18 protein-coding genes are annotated in these 14,495 nt (G+C 45.8%); 10 read left to right on the top strand and 8 right to left on the bottom strand.

The features are described 5' to 3' along the window. Nucleotides 1-549 precede the first annotated feature (549 nt). Nucleotides 550-2,328, top strand: a complete 1,779-nt coding sequence (locus ACFQPF_RS13645) for a M3 family oligoendopeptidase (RefSeq protein ID WP_379750281.1) — start codon at nt 550-552, stop codon at nt 2,326-2,328. A 95-nt stretch (nt 2,329-2,423) separates the two neighbouring features. On the opposite strand, the gene pssA is transcribed toward ACFQPF_RS13645, so the two are convergent. The 7 genes from pssA to ACFQPF_RS13610 form a co-directional block, all read right to left on the bottom strand. Continuing rightward, on the bottom strand, nt 2,424-2,969 hold the full coding sequence (pssA, locus tag ACFQPF_RS13640) for a CDP-diacylglycerol--serine O-phosphatidyltransferase (RefSeq protein WP_379750280.1): 546 nt from the start codon (nt 2,967-2,969) through the stop codon (nt 2,424-2,426). A gap of 118 nt (nt 2,970-3,087) precedes the next feature. Further along, nucleotides 3,088-3,444: a monovalent cation/H(+) antiporter subunit G gene (gene mnhG / locus ACFQPF_RS13635; protein WP_379750279.1), complete on the bottom strand. Its 357-nt coding sequence runs from the start codon at nt 3,442-3,444 to the stop codon at nt 3,088-3,090. After that, nucleotides 3,416-3,706, bottom strand: a complete 291-nt coding sequence (locus ACFQPF_RS13630; protein WP_379750278.1) for a Na(+)/H(+) antiporter subunit F1 — start codon at nt 3,704-3,706, stop codon at nt 3,416-3,418. The genes mnhG and ACFQPF_RS13630 overlap by 29 nt, the downstream gene beginning before the upstream one ends. Further along, the gene (locus ACFQPF_RS13625; RefSeq protein WP_379750277.1) at nt 3,703-4,179 is read right to left on the bottom strand and encodes a Na+/H+ antiporter subunit E; all 477 of its coding nucleotides are present in this window, start codon (nt 4,177-4,179) and stop codon (nt 3,703-3,705) included. The genes ACFQPF_RS13630 and ACFQPF_RS13625 overlap by 4 nt, the downstream gene beginning before the upstream one ends. After that, nucleotides 4,176-5,657, bottom strand: coding sequence for a Na+/H+ antiporter subunit D (locus ACFQPF_RS13620; RefSeq protein ID WP_379750276.1), 1,482 nt, complete (start codon nt 5,655-5,657; stop codon nt 4,176-4,178). The genes ACFQPF_RS13625 and ACFQPF_RS13620 overlap by 4 nt, the downstream gene beginning before the upstream one ends. Beyond that, nucleotides 5,650-5,988 carry a Na(+)/H(+) antiporter subunit C gene (locus ACFQPF_RS13615; protein WP_379750275.1) on the bottom strand — a complete coding sequence of 113 codons (339 nt, stop codon included), beginning with the start codon at nt 5,986-5,988 and terminating at the stop codon, nt 5,650-5,652. Before ACFQPF_RS13615 ends, ACFQPF_RS13620 begins: the two co-directional genes overlap by 8 nt. Nucleotides 5,989-5,994: 6 nt before the next feature. After that, the gene (locus ACFQPF_RS13610) at nt 5,995-8,328 is read right to left on the bottom strand and encodes a Na+/H+ antiporter subunit A (RefSeq protein WP_379750274.1); all 2,334 of its coding nucleotides are present in this window, start codon (nt 8,326-8,328) and stop codon (nt 5,995-5,997) included. Between the two features lie 166 nt (nt 8,329-8,494). Between ACFQPF_RS13610 and ACFQPF_RS13605 the strand changes: the two genes are divergently transcribed. Continuing rightward, entirely contained in the window at nt 8,495-8,887 is a 393-nt protein-coding gene (locus ACFQPF_RS13605) for a hypothetical protein (RefSeq protein ID WP_379750273.1), read from the top strand. A 15-nt stretch (nt 8,888-8,902) separates the two neighbouring features. Here ACFQPF_RS13605 and sda read toward each other — a convergent pair whose 3' ends face one another. After that, nucleotides 8,903-9,046, bottom strand: coding sequence for a sporulation histidine kinase inhibitor Sda (gene sda / locus ACFQPF_RS13600; protein ID WP_379750272.1), 144 nt, complete (start codon nt 9,044-9,046; stop codon nt 8,903-8,905). A gap of 399 nt (nt 9,047-9,445) precedes the next feature. Here sda and ACFQPF_RS13595 point away from each other — a divergent pair, with 399 nt between their 5' ends. The 8 genes from ACFQPF_RS13595 to ACFQPF_RS13560 are packed head-to-tail and all read left to right on the top strand — an operon-like array spanning nt 9,446 to nt 14,473. Continuing rightward, nucleotides 9,446-9,961, top strand: coding sequence for a YqeG family HAD IIIA-type phosphatase (locus tag ACFQPF_RS13595; RefSeq protein WP_379750271.1), 516 nt, complete (start codon nt 9,446-9,448; stop codon nt 9,959-9,961). Nucleotides 9,962-9,964: 3 nt separating this feature from the next. After that, nucleotides 9,965-11,062 carry a ribosome biogenesis GTPase YqeH gene (gene yqeH, locus ACFQPF_RS13590; RefSeq protein ID WP_379750270.1) on the top strand — a complete coding sequence of 366 codons (1,098 nt, stop codon included), beginning with the start codon at nt 9,965-9,967 and terminating at the stop codon, nt 11,060-11,062. A gap of 12 nt (nt 11,063-11,074) precedes the next feature. After that, nucleotides 11,075-11,911, top strand: coding sequence for a shikimate dehydrogenase (gene aroE / locus ACFQPF_RS13585; RefSeq protein ID WP_379750269.1), 837 nt, complete (start codon nt 11,075-11,077; stop codon nt 11,909-11,911). Further along, nucleotides 11,905-12,195 carry a ribosome assembly RNA-binding protein YhbY gene (gene yhbY, locus ACFQPF_RS13580; RefSeq protein WP_379750268.1) on the top strand — a complete coding sequence of 97 codons (291 nt, stop codon included), beginning with the start codon at nt 11,905-11,907 and terminating at the stop codon, nt 12,193-12,195. Before aroE ends, yhbY begins: the two co-directional genes overlap by 7 nt. Before the next feature lie 8 nt (nt 12,196-12,203). Further along, nucleotides 12,204-12,794 (top strand): nicotinate-nucleotide adenylyltransferase, encoded by a 591-nt coding sequence (locus ACFQPF_RS13575; protein ID WP_379750267.1) that lies wholly within the window; start codon nt 12,204-12,206, stop codon nt 12,792-12,794. After that, the gene (gene yqeK / locus ACFQPF_RS13570; protein ID WP_379750266.1) at nt 12,772-13,344 is read left to right on the top strand and encodes a bis(5'-nucleosyl)-tetraphosphatase (symmetrical) YqeK; all 573 of its coding nucleotides are present in this window, start codon (nt 12,772-12,774) and stop codon (nt 13,342-13,344) included. The genes ACFQPF_RS13575 and yqeK overlap by 23 nt, the downstream gene beginning before the upstream one ends. Nucleotides 13,345-13,379: 35 nt before the next feature. Further along, nucleotides 13,380-13,724: a ribosome silencing factor gene (gene rsfS, locus ACFQPF_RS13565; RefSeq protein ID WP_379750322.1), complete on the top strand. Its 345-nt coding sequence runs from the start codon at nt 13,380-13,382 to the stop codon at nt 13,722-13,724. A 5-nt stretch (nt 13,725-13,729) separates the two neighbouring features. Continuing rightward, complete coding sequence (locus tag ACFQPF_RS13560; protein ID WP_379750265.1) at nt 13,730-14,473, top strand: class I SAM-dependent DNA methyltransferase; 744 nt, start codon at nt 13,730-13,732, stop codon at nt 14,471-14,473. The last annotated feature ends 22 nt before the right edge of the window (nt 14,474-14,495 follow it).

Here is a 14,495-nt window from a genome sequence, read left to right as displayed (position 1 = left end):
ACTCCTCGAAAATGAACAGCACATTTTCTTCGTGCGATGACTTGTTAAATAGCCTTCCCTATCCTGAGGGACAAGCGGTCAGGTGAGACCATTTAAAGGCGCGTAGCGACAAATGGGCTCACCTGTCCAGCTGCGGCGGCTAGCCCCTCGAGTCAGAAGGATGAATGGTCCAGTAAGGCAAAGAGCGCCTTCCTTGCCCCTTCACCTTCTGCTGGTCGGGACTGAACGAGCCGCCTCCGCTTTTCGGTTTGTCCAGCTGCGGCGGCTAGTCCCTCGAGGTCAAATGAGCCAGTTCCCAATAAGTCAAAAAGCGATCTTCTCGGTCCCTTTCTCATTTGCTTGTCGGGGCTGGACGAGCCCAACCGCGCTTTTCGCCATCCCCCCTCTGGATACGCGTGCGCCTGTTACGGAGATCAGTCACTTCTTTGAACTCTTAAAGAAACAATGGTTAAGAAAACATTCTAATTTAATAAACTTTATAGTCGATTTTTATTGGAAAATTTTTTATAATATGAAAAGATAGAAAAATACGTGTCAGGGGGAATGGTCATGTTATTGCAAGGCTTGAAGCAAACATGGAATTTAGATACAGCGTTTAAAGGAGGAAGCTCGTCTCCTGAATTATTGGAAAAGATGGAGTGGCTGCAGCAGACAGCAGTGGAAATCGAAAAGAACGCGGATGATTTTGAGTTCTCTGCTGAATCGTTCCAAGCATTGACGGATGAGCTGCAGAATTTTTCAGCTGAGCTTTCAACGGCTGGTGCGTTTATTGGCTGTTTGATCGCACAGAATGTACAGGATAAAGAAGCGATTGCTCTGCGCGGGAAGCTTGAAGCGGTTTATGCGGTGTTCTCTAACGCAGTGTCTGCTCTTAGCATTAAGTGGATGGAAACAGCTGACGAAGAGTGGAACGCGGTATTGGAGGATGGTCGCTATGAGCACATTGCTTTCTACTTAAATGAGAAGCGCAACAACGCGAAAGAGAAGCTCTCTGCTGGAAAGGAAGCGCTTATCAATGATCTAGCGGTTGATGGCTACCATGCGTGGTCGACGCTTTACGATCAAGTGGTCGGAAAGATGGAAATTCCGGTTACATACGAAGGAAAAGAGGAGAAGCTGTCTGTCGGTCAGGCGGAGAACCGTCTAGGTCATGGCGATCGAAATGTTCGACGCGAGACGTTTGAAAGCTACACGAAAGCGTGGGAGCAGGATGCCGATTTTTGTGCGAGTGCTTTGAACCATATCGCAGGCTTTCGTAATTCGGTATACAAGCATAGAGAATGGGAATCGGTCTTGAAGGAGCCTCTAGCGATCAACCGCATGCAGCAGGAAACCCTCGATGCGATGTGGGATGCGATCCAGTCACAAAAAGACATTTTCGTTTCTTATTTGCAGCGTAAAGCGGAGATTCTTGGTGTCGACAAGCTTGCTTGGTATGACATTGATGCTCCACTATCCGAAGCGAACAGTAAAATGGACTACGATGAGGCGGCAAACTTTATTGTTGAAAATTTCAAAAGTGTCGCACCTGAAATGAGCTTGTTCTCAGAGAAAGCGTTCATTGAGAGCTGGATCGAGGCGGAAGATCGTCCAGGAAAGCGCCCAGGCGGATTCTGCACAGGATTCCCGACAAAGAAAGAAACGCGCATTTTCATGACGTTCTCTGGCACGCCAAGCAACGTGTCGACACTGGCTCATGAACTTGGCCATTCGTTCCATTCGGACGTATTGAAGGACCTTCCGTATTTCGGAACGAAATATGCCATGAACGTGGCTGAAACGGCTTCTACTTTTGCAGAGCTGATCGTCTCGGATGCAGCAGTTGACAACGCCAAGTCACAGGAAGAAAAAGTGGCACTGCTAGAAGACAAAGCGCAGCGTGCAGTCGCATTCTTCATGAACATTCATGCTCGCTTCTTGTTTGAAACACGAATGTACGAAGAAAGAAAGAGCGGCCAGCTTTCGACTGCTCGTTTGTGCGAGCTGATGGAAGAAGCACAAAAAGAAGCATATTGCGGTGAATTGTCAGAGTACCACCCGTACTTCTGGGCCTCAAAGCTTCATTTCTATATTACAGATGTGCCGTTCTATAACTTCCCTTACACGTTTGGTTTCCTTTTCTCAGCAGGTATTTACGCTGTTGCGAAGCAAGAAGGACCGTCGTTCGAAGAGAAATACATCAAGCTGCTTCGCGACACAGGCAAAATGCAAGTGGAAGAGCTTGCGCAAAAGCACCTTGGTGTGGATATCACGAAGCAAGATTTCTGGCTGAAGGGGATCAAGCTTGCCGCTCAAGACGTCGAGCAGTTCCTTGAACTGACAAAATAATAGATCAAATGGGTGTTCCATAGATAAAGGGAATTCCCTAGCTGTTTCCAACAGAAAAACGAAAAAACCCCGCGATGGCGGGGTTTTTTATGTGATTATCGCTTTTTAATTGAAATGGTGCTAATCATAAAGAATGAGAGCATTAAGATAAGGAACATGAACAAAAATGCAGGCATAAGATCTACGGTCAGGTAGCTGATTCCGAGCAGGCAGCCTGCCGCGGTTATCGGCATGCCGACGAACGCTCCTGTAAACTCCGTAATGTTGAAACGAGCCAGGCGGATTGCGCCGCACACCATGAAGATGATGCTGAAGATCACGCCAGGGACGCCGAATTGCTGAAGCACTGCTTCATGCATTAGGAGAGCTGGGGCGATGCCGAACGAGATCAAATCACACAAGGAGTCGAGCTGTTTGCCAAACTCTGATTCGATATTCATCTTTCTTGCAACCATGCCGTCAAACCGGTCGAACAGCCCTGCAAGGAAAATGAGTATAAAGCCAGTCTTTAAGTGATCTTGTACGATAAACATTAATGCGAGTGCACCGAGCGAGAGGTTGATCAGCGTCAAGACGTTAGCTGTCTGGCTTTTCATTTTTTTCATTGTGGACCCAATCCGCTCTCTTTCTATCAAAAACATTCCATCACTCCCCCACCATAAAAAAGCGAACGCTGCGGAGTAAAAATAGGAGCTCTGCTTTTTAATGATTTTCTTTTCATCAATTATATGTCAAATTTGAAAATTTAGGAAGAGTACGTTAAAATCGCTCTTCCTTTTTTTCTTCTTCTTCTAAATGATTGTAGGCTGTTCTTTCCCATAAAGGCACTCCGCTGCGGTAAGCCGCCCTTGAAATCATGTGCCCTCCGACAGGTGCCGTCAAAAGGACGAACAAGATGCCAAGTATGAGCTTGCCGCTGAAGATGCCCTTATCAAAGAGAAAATATAAAAATGTGGCGATTAAGACACCGGAAACACCAAGCGTAGCACTCTTGGTGGCTGCATGCAGGCGTGAGTACACGTCCGGAAAGCGAAGCACACCGATCGTGCCTGAAACCATAAAGAACGTTCCAATAATCAGGAAAGTGCTAATCACGATCTCTTTCAATGATAACACCCTTTTCCAAAAATTTCGCGATGGCCACTGTCGCGATAAACGTTAAGATGCCGATCAAAAGAATCACATCATTTAAATGAATGGAATTCAGCATGATTGCTACGATTCCTGTTATGGCAATCAAGTGGATGCCGATTGTGTCGAGTGCGATAGCCCGATCGGGACTCGACGGCCCGATGATGGCCCTGTAGACAAGAAGAAGGACAGACAGGCAATTCAGCACAAGGCAGCTGTATAGAACCATTTCAAACCATGCACTCATCCTGTCACCTCCCGTATCGCTTTTTCAAATGAATCCTTTATGCTCATAATCGTATCATTGACATCTGGCAGATCAATTGCATGTATATAGATATATCGCTGGTCGCGGGATATATCAACGGACAATGTGCCGGGTGTAAGTGTGATCAGATTGGCTAATAGCGTAATCTCCCAATTTCTCTTTAAGTCGATCGGCACGGCAATGATACCCGGCTGCATATCGAGCTTCGGCTTGTACACCCACTTGAGTACTTCGATGTTTGCTAGTATCAGCTCTTTAATAAAAAGATAAATCAAGAACAATATCGCATTCACATACCGGAAATAAAACGAGTCGGGAATGAATCGATTCAATAAATATAACAGAAAGATCCCAACAACAAAGCCGCATAAAAAGCTGACAAATGTATAGTTTTCAGAAAGGAACATCCACACGATTCCGATGATGATATTGATAATCAGCTGAAAGGTCATTCTGTTCCCTCCTTTAGTACACTGTCGATATAGCCTGATGGATCGTACAGCCAGTCACCTGTCACTTGAATCCAAGGATAGATCCATTCTGCACCAATCCCCATGAATACGCCAAGGGTCAAAAGGACACCGGCAGAGGCAGCCGCCGTCTTTGGAACAGGCTGCTTTGGTGCCGTGTGCTCACCCCAGAAGGCTCCAATAAAAATGCGAATCACAGAAAACAAGATGAGCAGACTAGAAAACAAGCCGATTCCTGAAACAATATAATGCCCTTCAAGCATCGCACTTTTCAGGAGAATCAGTTTCCCGATAAAGCCGCTGAACGGCGGAAGCCCTGCAAGCACAAGACATGATAAGAAGAACATCCACCCAAGCACAGGCGCGGAGTGAATGTATCCTCCCATTTTCCGAAGATCAGATGTGCCCGCATGCATCGTGAGCAAGCCGACAAGGAAAAACAAGGCTGCCTTTATGCCCATGTCATGGAGCAGGTAGTATACGGTGCCTGCCAGTGCTTCTGCAGAAAAGGTGCCGATCCCAAGCATCATAAAGCCGATGGCTGGAAGGATGTTGTAGGCGATGATCAGCTTCACATTATGTGTGGAAAGCGCGCCGATCACGCCAGCAAGCATTGTTAAAGCAGCGAGAATTAGGAAGAACGAATGCGTCAATTCCAACTTATGAACAAAAATCAGCGAAAACACGCGCAATATAGAATAAATGCCGACCTTTGTCAGCAGCGCTCCAAACAGCGCTGAAATGACTGGCGCTGGAGCGATATATGACCTGGGAAGCCAGAAGAATAGAGGAAAAAGGGCGCCTTTAGTAGCAAACACCACAAACAGCAGGATGCCGATCCCTGTTAAAACGCCTTGTTGCTCAACCTCTGCCACACGCTGTGCCAGCTGGGCCATGTTCACAGTCCCAGTCACTGAATAAAGAAAAGAGACCGTCGTGACAAAAAGAATAGAAGAAAATAAGTTTAAAATGATATATTTCAAGGATTCTCTAAATTGCTGCTTCGTTCCGCCAAGGATGATCAGTGCGTAGGAAGCCATAAGCAGCACTTCAAAGAACACGAATAAGTTAAACAAATCTCCTGTTATGAACGCTCCGCTAACTCCTGTAAGAAGGAGGAGAGTGAGCGGATAAAAATAAAATTTCTGCAACTTTTCATTAAGCGTGTGAAACGAATAGAAAACAGCAGCTGCTGTGACGATGTTCGCCGCAAGCACGAGCAAAACAGATAAATAGTCTGCTACGAGGATAATCCCATACGGAGCTTTCCATCCTCCGGTTTCTAATACAATGGGCGTTTCACTATACACTTTCCATACTAAAAAAGCAGAGTAAGCCGTGTTCAGCAGAACAGCAGCGGCGGCTGCTGCTCTCGTCAACTTCATATTTTTCGTGAATAACAGCATAAGGACCGCGGAAAATAGCGGCAGCAGTATAGGTATAATCACTAAGTTACTCATCTTCCAATCCTTTCAGCTCATCCATTTTGTCTGTCTGATTCGTCTGGTAAGCACGATAAGCAAGAACAAGCAAAAAGCTTGTCACGCCAAAACTGATGACGATTGAAGTCAGAATCAGGGCTTGAGGCAGCGGATCGGTATATGTCTTGATCGTTTTTTCCAAAACGGGAGGAGCTCCTCTGTTCAGCTTTCCCATCGTCAGGATGAAGAGGTGAGCGCCGTGCGACAGGAGGGCTGTCCCAAGTATGATCCGCAGCATTTCTTTTTGCAGCAACAGGTAAACCCCCGCCGTGAAAAGAGAGCCAGCTAATATGCACATGAGAATTTCCACAGCGTCTTATTCCCCTTTCGTCCGGAATTTTATCATAATGTATATCCCGATCGCCGCGAGACCCAGTACGGTTATTTCAAATAAGGTATCCAGGCCGCGCATATCCACAAGGATTACGTTCACAATATTTTTGCCTCCGCCAAGCGTATAGGATGTCTCAACAAAATAATCAGATATGGTGCGGAACCATTTCGAACTGTGAGCAGAAATCGCAATTAAGGTTAAGGTACAGCCTGTCATAATCGCAATCAATAAATCAATGAGCTTCTCTCCGGCCGTTTTGTCTGATTGATTTAGCTTAGGCAAATGCTTAAAGCATAAAAGGAAAAGCCCGACGGTGATGGTTTCGACAGCGAGCTGCGTTAAGGCAAGGTCTGGTGCCCGGAAAAATACAAACAGAAGGCTCAATCCGTAGCCGACCACACCGACGACTAGGATTGCCGCAATTCGATGAGTGATGAAACAAGCTGCTATGGCAGCAAGAAGCATGAGAGATCCTGTGATCAGTTCAGGTGCTGTGACAGGTGCAAGATCGCTTGCTGAGAATAAGAACCCGTCTGTCCGCCACGTAAACCAGCTTGTCGCAGCCGCTAAGAAAACAAGGATGATAGCCGTATAAAGCCGTAGTGAACCGGTCATATACCCGCTGGTCAACTGCCGTGAACCATTTGTCAGGATCGAAATCAGCATGTTATAAAACCGGTCAGCTGAAGCATAAACGGGTATCCTGCTGTATAGCGGCTGCCACCTTTTTAAGGCAAGAAATAACAGCGTTCCAAGTGCCACAACCGCAAGCGACATATATAGCGGAGTGTCGAAGCCGTGCCAGAATTTTAAATGAACAGAAGCTTTCTCTCCTGTTACAGCATCCACAGCAGGGGCTAGGAGAGGTCTGGAAATCAAGTTTGGCAAAAGTCCAATCACCACAACGAATAAGACAAGAACAGCCGGAGCCGCAAGCATTCCTAACGGAGCTTCATGAGGCTTTTTCGGCAGTTCCTCCAATCTGGTTTTACCTGTAAAGGTGCCAAATGCAAGATACATGGAGTAAACAAACGTAAAGATGCTACCAAACACAGCGAGATAAGGTGCAACCTGAGTAAATGCAGAGGCAATCTCTGTTGTCTGGCTAATGTTTAAGGATGATGTGAAAAACATTTCCTTGCTCAAAAACCCGTTCAAGATCGGAAGCGGCACACCTGCCATTGAAAACGCAGCGATGAAGGCAAGCGTCGCCGAAACAGGCATGAGAGACATCAACCCGCCAAGTTTGCGAATATCCCGCGTACCTGTTTCATGGTCTACAATACCTGCCACCATAAACAGGCTTCCTTTAAATGTGGCATGGTTGAAGATATGGAAGATGGCAGCAAGTACCGCTCCCCCTGTACCGAAACCGAGCATCGCCATGATCATGCCAAGCTGGCTGATCGTTGAATACGCAAGAACACCTTTTAAATCGGTCTGTCGTAAAGCAAGAAACGAACCGGCACATAATGTTAGTAATCCAATTCCTGATACTAGCAGGAAGAATACATCTGTACCGCTGAAAATAAGCGAAAAGCGGGCAGTCAAATATAGCCCTGCTTTTACCATCGTGGCTGAATGCAAATAGGCAGATACGGGAGTCGGTGCTTCCATCGCATCCGGCAGCCATGTGTGAAAGGGAAACTGTGCAGACTTTGTAAAAGCACCCATCATGACAAGCAGAAGAGCTGGAACGAAAAGGCTGCTGTTAAGCACGGTCTCCTGAGCGGCAATCATGCCGCGTATACTCGCCGTGTCTGTGATAATGGAAAGCAAAATCAGACCGGCAAGCAGGGACAGTCCTCCCATTACGGTGATAAGCATGGATTTTTGGGCACCGTAAGCCGATCGTTTTCTTTTATACCAAAACCCGATAAGCAAGAAAGAACTGATGCTCGTGAACTCCCAAAACGTGTATAGCACGAACACGTTATCACTTAGCACGACGCCGAGCATGGAACCCATAAAAAGAAGCAAGTACACATAGAAATGCGTAAGCTGCTCAGAACGGTCTAAATAATAGATGGAATAAAAGACGACTAGCGCTCCGATGCCTGTGATGAGCAGAACGAACAGCATGCTAAGACCGTCCAGGTAAAAGTCCAGATTCACATCAAGAGATGGAATCCAGCTCACCGTTTGAGAGACCGTTTCTCCTTTTATTAATACGTCCAGTTTCTGAATGAATAAGACAAACAGCGTTACCGGAATGAAGAGGGCTAGCCATCCAGCATGGAGACGCCGGTTAGCAGAGTAGACAAGCGGAAATATAGCAGCCGCCGCAAAGGGGGCGAGTATGTAATAGAGCAGCATTTCCGGGCAAACCTCCTTTTTGAAATTACGTTTACCAAACAAGCAATCTCTTTCATTGTAAGCAAATACGCCTGTTATAGGCAAATGAAAAAGGAAGAGAGCACGATAGCCTGCTTGAATATCATTCCCATTTTTTAGCTAACCTAATGATAGGAGTGATGATAAAGTGAGAATGGTATTCTTAATTGTAATCAGCTTCATGATAACAGCATGCAGTCCGCAGAGAACAGTGAACGATAAGCCTACCTCTATGATGAGGAATTATTATCAAGTGAAGCAGACTGCTGAAAATTCGGACATGCCTCTTACAGATATTGAGCAAATCAAGAGGCATGCCGTCTCGCTGCCATTTGTAAGCCAGGCAGCAGTCATCAAAAAGAAGGACAGGTATGAAGTCGGCTTGAAGCTTCGCACATATGACAGAAAAATTCATAACAAGATCTGTCTTGAAGTGAAGGAGAATTTAGAATCGCAGTGGAACAGTAAAGCAGATGTGTATTCATCGCCTGCCAAGTTCAGAGAGCTTCGCAAACAAATGAAAAAACAGCAAAAAAAATAAGCGGCTGCCGGCCGCTTACATAAGTGGGAGCATCACTCGCTTGTGAAGAGAGCGCCGCTCGATTTCTTTTTGAATTAATGAAATAAAGTCGCTGCTTAGTTTCAGTTCTTTCGCTTTGAAATACGATTCAATCAATAGCTCATCCGATAATTTTTCCATGTGTTCAGCCGAGGTTCGGCTTGTCCACCTCCTGTTTTTCTTTCGCAACAAAAGATTACCGTTGGGCGTTCTGTATTACCTCTTCTATGAATAAAATGTAGGTTGTTTGTTTGATGTATCCAAAGTCTACCATGAAACAAAACGAGGAACAACCGTTCGCTTATCCACAGTGTTTGGTGGATAAGTTGTGGGTAAGTTGTTTATATCTTCTTATTTTTCTGTAAATTAAGCATGGTATAGTGTGTATATAGTTATCCACAAAGAGAAGAGGCGAACGTTTTGTCGAAAACTTTTTTGGATTTTTGCTTATCCTGCACTTTTCAAGCGAAAAGAGATTGTGAAGTCTTATTTTATTGGTATTATAGATAGAGTGGAATTAGTAGGTGAAGAGGTGCTAAGATGTTAAAACAATTTCTGCCGGCACAGCATGTGAAGACCATTTTTGATATCTCACCAGAGATGCTCGTGCAAAAAGGCGTCAAAGGAATTATCACAGACCTGGACAATACTTTAGTAGAATGGGACAGGCCTGAAGCAACACCAGAGCTCATAGAATGGTTTACTTCTATAAAAGAAAAAGGCATCCTGATTACGATTGTTTCCAACAATACACAGCAGCGCGTGAGGTCATTCTCTGATCCTGTAGGCATTCCGTTCATTTACAGCGCGCGTAAGCCAATGACAAGAGCGTTTAAGCGGGCGATACAGGACATGAAACTGAAAAGAGAAGAAATTGTCGTGATTGGCGACCAGCTGCTGACAGATGTGCTTGGCGGAAATCGTCTGGGCCTTCATACAATCCTTGTCGTTCCAGTAGCGAGCACAGATGGGTTATGGACAAGGTTCAACAGGAAAATGGAGCGTCTCATCCTAGGCTGGATGAAGAAGCGCGGCATGATACACTGGGAGGAATAAGATTTGGAAAACGTTAAATGTGCAGGCTGCGGCGTCCACATTCAAACAGAAAATAAAGAAGCGCTTGGATATGCTCCTCCTTCAGCTCTTTTGAAGGAAACGGCCATATGCCAGCGCTGTTTTCGTTTAAAGCATTATAATGAAATTCAGGATGTATCGCTGACGGATGAGGATTACCGCACAATCGTGTCTTCGATCAGCAAGGAACGTGCCCTTGTTGTCATGATTGTGGACATCTTTGATTTTAACGGCAGCTGGGTACCGGACATACAGAAGCTTGTCGGCAACAATCCGATTTTGCTTGCAGGGAATAAGCTGGACTTATTGCCAAAGTCAGTCAATCCAAGAAAACTAGAGCTTTGGATGAAAAAAGAGGCGGCTGACCGCGGAGTGAATCCTAAAAAGGTTCACTTCATTTCAGCGGCGAAGGGACACGGCATTGAAGAGCTTGCCGATTCGATTGAGCAGCACCGAAACGGCCGTGACGTGTATGTGGTCGGCTGTACGAATACAGGGAAATCGACATTTATCAACCGCCTTTTAAAAGAATTCGGGGAAGGCGGAAGTGATTATATCACCACGTCTTATTTCCCGGGAACAACACTTGATATGATCGAAGTGCCTCTCGATGACCAGAGTGCCCTTTATGATACCCCTGGTATTATTAATCCTGAACAGATGGCGCACTTTGTAAGCCAGAATGAATTGAAAATCATTACGCCCAAAAAAGAGATCAAGCCGGCTGTGTTTCAATTGAATGAAGAACAGACACTCTTTTTCGGCGGCCTCGCAAGGCTGGATTATATAAAAGGAGGACGACGTTCATTCGTTTGCCACCTGTCAAATGAGATGACCATTCACCGTACGAAGCTCGAGAACGCGAATGACTTGTACGAACGGCAGCTGGGCGATCTGCTTCAGCCACCTGGAGAGAAAGAAGGATTTCCGCCGCTTGTGAAACACGAGTTTTTAATAAAGGAAGGCAAAACCGATGTCGTGTTCTCTGGTCTGGGGTGGGTGACCGTTCCTGAAGCAGGTGCGAAGATCGCCGCTTATGCTCCGGCAGGAACAGGTGTGAGTTTAAGGAAATCGCTTATTTAAGGCGGTGAAATATTGAAGAAATTAATTTTGATCGGCAATCCCGTTGAACAGTCTCTTTCACCGCAGATGCATAACGCGGCACTAGGAGCACTGAATCTTCCATTAGTTTATGAAAAGATTCTGGTGCTGCCAGAGGAACTGGAACAGACAATCGATATGCTGCGCAATGAGCTTTATGCCGGCGCGAATGTTACGATTCCTTATAAATCAGCCTGCATCCCCTTCTTGGACAAAGTCGATGAAAGTGCTGAGAAGATTGGCGCTGTTAACACAATTGTGAAAGAAGGTTCACAGCTTGTTGGATATAACACTGACGGGACCGGTTTTGTGAGAGGATTGAAGGAAACTGCGCCATTTCCGCTTGATAACGGTGATGTACTCGTAATCGGCGCTGGCGGAGCAGCCAGAGGAATCGTTTCAGCCCTTCTTGCGGAACGTGTAAGAAGTATTGCCGTCTGCAACCGAACCTATTCTAAGGCGGAAGAACTGGTTGCAGACGTGGCGAGCTCCTCTCTTCAAGCGCTCACCCTTGAGAAAGCGGAATCCCATCTGAATCGCTATAGCATCATTATTAACACAACGAGCGTAGGTATGTTTCCACATACAGAGAAGATGCCGCTGCGTTTGGGCACATTAAGACAACAGGCCGTTGTGTCAGATATTATCTACAATCCTTTTGAAACACAGCTCTTGGCAGAAGCGAAAAAAAGAGACGCCATCATCGATAACGGCGTCTCGATGTTTGTGTATCAAGGTGCACTTGCATTTGAAAAGTGGACCGGCATCTTTCCTGATACAGCGATTATGAGAGACAAGGTAACAGAAGAATTAAGGAGGAAATTATGTTAACAGGCAAGCAAAAACGATATTTACGTTCTGAGGCACATCATTTGACACCAATTTTCCAGGTGGGAAAAGGTGGCGTGAACGACAACCTGATCAAACAGATCAGTGAGGCGCTAGAAGTGAGAGAGCTGATTAAAGTCAGCGTCCTGCAAAACTGCGAACAAGATAAGGATGAAGTGGCAGAGCTTTTATCTAAAGGGGCAAAAGCTGAACTCGTCCAGGTGATTGGAAGTACAATCGTCCTTTACAAAGAATCAGTCAACCAGAAAAAAATCAGCCTTCCTTAGGAGGTACGATGAGAAAAACGGGTATTTTCGGAGGCTCCTTCAATCCGCCGCATACAGGCCATTTGATAATCGCCCAAGAAGCACTTCATCAGCTGAAGCTTGACCGAGTCGTTTGGGTTCCTGCAAAAAAACCGCCGCATAAAAAACTTGCTGGCAATGCAACCGATCAGGACCGCGCAGAAATGGTGCGGCTTGCGATTGAAGGCAACAGACAATTCGGCCTTTCTCTTATTGAATTTGACCGGGAAGGTCCATCCTACACGATTGACACGGTCAAGCAGCTTTTGGCCGAGGATCAAAATCAGGAAATCACCTTCATTATGGGAGGCGATATGGTCAGCTCGCTGTCGACATGGAAAAAGATTGAGGAACTTCGAGAAATTGCCGCTTTTGCTGGTGTGCGGCGGAAGGATTCCCCGATTAACCAAGCTTGGCAGGACTTTGGCGTGAAGATGATCGATGTTCCGCTTTTGGAGATCTCTTCCACTTTTATCCGGAATCGAAGGAAAGATGGCGGAAATGTACGGTATTACATCCCGCCTGCTGTTCTTCACTTTATGGAGGAAAAAGGGTTATATGGACAGAATTCAAGCACTTGAACTCGTCAGGCCGCATCTGACGGAGCATCGCTACATTCATACGCTTGGAGTTGAGACGGCGGCTGCAGAACTGGCACACCGGTATGGAGCGGACGCCTATAAGGCGAGTATTGCTGCTATCTTTCACGATTATGCCAAGTTCCGTCCGAAAGAAGAAATGCAAGAAATCGTGAAACAGTCAGATCTTCCTAAAGACCTGCTGAATTACGGGACAGAGCTGCTTCATGCACCTGTTGGAGCACTGTTGCTGGAAAGAGAGATCGGCATAAAAGACGAAGAAATCCTTTCAGCTGTTTATTATCACACAACAGGCAATGGCTCGATGACATTGCTTGAAAAGGTGATTTTCTTAGCCGATTATCTGGAGCCGAACCGGCAGTTTCCCGGTGTGGACGAAGTGCGTGAACTCTCGAAAGTTTGTTTGAACAAAGCGTCATTAAAAGCGGTGCAGAACACCATACTATTTTTAATGAAACAAAATCAGCGAATTTATCCACTTACGCTCGACACGTATAACGGATTGCAGCTTGAAATAAAAGGGAAGCAATAAATAAAGGAGGTATTCTTTTGAACGAAAAAGAATTGATGGAATTAGTAGTAAAAGCCGCGGATGATAAGCGAGCAGAAGATATTGTGGTTTTGGAAATGAAGGGTATTTCCCTCGTAGCCGATTATTTTGTGATTTGTCACGGTAATTCTGAAAAGCAGGTGCAGGCAATCGCGAAAGAAATGAAGGATTCTGCTGCAGAAAACGAGCTGCACATTAAACGCATGGAAGGGTTTGACCAAGCAAGATGGGTATTGCTAGATTTAGGCAATGTGGTCGCTCACGTGTTCCACCGCGAAGAGAGATCGTACTATAATCTTGAAAAGCTATGGGGCGACGCGCCGACAGTGGACGTTGACACCATCATCACCGCACAAGGATAAGGCGTATGAGCTATGAGCAGTTTGCCTACTATTACGATGAATTGATGGAGAGCGCGCCATACGATGAGTGGGTACACTATTTTAAAAAAAAATTGGCTGCGCACAACCTCACCGGCAAACGTGTGCTGGACATCGGCTGCGGGACGGGATCCTTCAGCGTCCGTCTCGCCAAAGAAGGCTATAACGTTACGGGAATTGACCTTTCTAGTGAGATGCTGATGATTGCCAGTGAGAAAGCCGCAAAAGAAAATGTTTCCATTGCCTTTTTTGAGCAGGATATGAGAGAGATTGAAGGACTGGGAGAATTCGAGGCGGCCACGATTTTCTGTGATTCGCTGAACTATCTTTTGAATGAAGAAGATGTGCTGCAAACTTTTCGTGCTGTTCATAGTCACCTTGTGCCTGATGGTTTGTTATTCTTTGATGTACATACGCTCTTTAAGATGGAGCACGTTTTTTTAGGAAACACGTTCGGCTCAAATGATGAACAGTTGTCTTACATATGGCAGTGCTATGAAGGTGAATGGCCGGACAGTGTCGAGCATGAACTGACATTTTTTGTGCAGAACGGCACCAGCTATGAAAGGTTTGACGAACTTCATGTTCAGCGCACCTTCGAACCGTCTGTATATACCAGGCTGCTGACAGAGGCGGGGTTCGAGCTGCTAGAGACGGGTGCTGATTTTTCGGAACCGTCGGATAGCCCTGAGGCGGAGCGGCAATTTTTTATCGCGAAGAAAATTTCCTGACATAAAGGGCTGCTTTTCGTAT

The organism is Fictibacillus iocasae (assembly GCF_042665465.1).
GTDB classification, from domain to species: domain Bacteria; phylum Bacillota; class Bacilli; order Bacillales; family Fictibacillaceae; genus Fictibacillus; species Fictibacillus iocasae.
The sequence above is the reverse complement of the archived record's forward strand: the minus strand, read 5'-3'. Positions and strand labels throughout refer to the sequence as shown.

Bases quoted from the DNA above. Each gene is read 5' to 3' on its own strand.
- ACFQPF_RS13645 (WP_379750281.1), top strand. From the start codon at position 550: ATGTTATTGCAAGGCTTGAAGCAAACATGGAATTTAGATACAGCGTTT.
- pssA (WP_379750280.1), bottom strand. From the start codon at position 2,969: ATGTTTTTGATAGAAAGAGAGCGGATTGGGTCCACAATGAAAAAAATG.
- ACFQPF_RS13630 (WP_379750278.1), bottom strand. From the start codon at position 3,706: ATGAGTGCATGGTTTGAAATGGTTCTATACAGCTGCCTTGTGCTGAAT.
- ACFQPF_RS13625 (WP_379750277.1), bottom strand. From the start codon at position 4,179: ATGACCTTTCAGCTGATTATCAATATCATCATCGGAATCGTGTGGATG.
- ACFQPF_RS13620 (WP_379750276.1), bottom strand. From the start codon at position 5,657: ATGAGTAACTTAGTGATTATACCTATACTGCTGCCGCTATTTTCCGCG.
- ACFQPF_RS13610 (WP_379750274.1), bottom strand. From the start codon at position 8,328: ATGCTGCTCTATTACATACTCGCCCCCTTTGCGGCGGCTGCTATATTT.
- sda (WP_379750272.1), bottom strand. From the start codon at position 9,046: ATGGAAAAATTATCGGATGAGCTATTGATTGAATCGTATTTCAAAGCG.
- ACFQPF_RS13595 (WP_379750271.1), top strand. From the start codon at position 9,446: ATGTTAAAACAATTTCTGCCGGCACAGCATGTGAAGACCATTTTTGAT.
- yhbY (WP_379750268.1), top strand. From the start codon at position 11,905: ATGTTAACAGGCAAGCAAAAACGATATTTACGTTCTGAGGCACATCAT.
- ACFQPF_RS13575 (WP_379750267.1), top strand. From the start codon at position 12,204: ATGAGAAAAACGGGTATTTTCGGAGGCTCCTTCAATCCGCCGCATACA.
- yqeK (WP_379750266.1), top strand. From the start codon at position 12,772: ATGGACAGAATTCAAGCACTTGAACTCGTCAGGCCGCATCTGACGGAG.
- rsfS (WP_379750322.1), top strand. From the start codon at position 13,380: ATGGAATTAGTAGTAAAAGCCGCGGATGATAAGCGAGCAGAAGATATT.
- ACFQPF_RS13560 (WP_379750265.1), top strand. From the start codon at position 13,730: ATGAGCTATGAGCAGTTTGCCTACTATTACGATGAATTGATGGAGAGC.